Here is a 588-nt window from a genome sequence, read left to right on the forward strand (position 1 = left end):
TCCCCGGCGTCGGTGGCCTCGACGCCTCGGCGCGTGGCGGTGAGGCGCAGGCCGTCGGCGGTGACCAGGCGCAGCGCCTCGACGTGGTCGGCGGTCCGGCCGTGACGCACGGAGTGGTTCCCGCACGCGTCGTTGCCGATCGCCCCGCCCAGGCACGCCCGCGACTGGCTCGAGGGATCGGGGGCGAAGGTCAGTCGCGAGTCGGTCGCGGCGTGAACCGCGGCGCGCAGGGCGGTGAGGACGGTGCCGGCCTCGGCGGTGACCGTCCGCGCAGCCTCGTCTACGGCCAGCACCCGGTGCATGTGCCGCGACAGGTCCAGCACCAGCCCGGTGCCGACGGAGTTGCCGGCCATCGAGGTACCGCCGCCGCGGGCGGTCGCGGGTACGCCGAGGCGGTGGCACACGGCGAGCGCGGTGGCGACCTCGGCCTCCGAGCGGGGGAAGAGCACCGCGGCCGGGGTGACCCGGTAGTTGGAGGCGTCGTAGGAGTACTCGGCGACCCGGCGGCGATCGGCCTCCGGGGCCAAACCCGCGGCGGTGAGCGCGTCGACCAGCTCGTCAACCGTCACCGTGGACCCGCCGGACCCG

1 protein-coding gene is annotated in these 588 nt (G+C 76.2%); it reads right to left on the reverse strand.

Translation table 11 applies throughout. From position 1 onward, the window contains the following. Positions 1-569: FAD-binding oxidoreductase (locus tag HMPREF3086_RS05020; protein ID WP_141764003.1), on the reverse strand; the 569-nt coding region annotated here is incomplete at its 3' end. Positions 570-588: the final 19 nt, after the last annotated feature.

It is taken from the genome of Dietzia sp. HMSC21D01 (genome assembly GCF_001815995.1).
GTDB lineage: Bacteria > Actinomycetota > Actinomycetes > Mycobacteriales > Mycobacteriaceae > Dietzia > Dietzia cinnamea.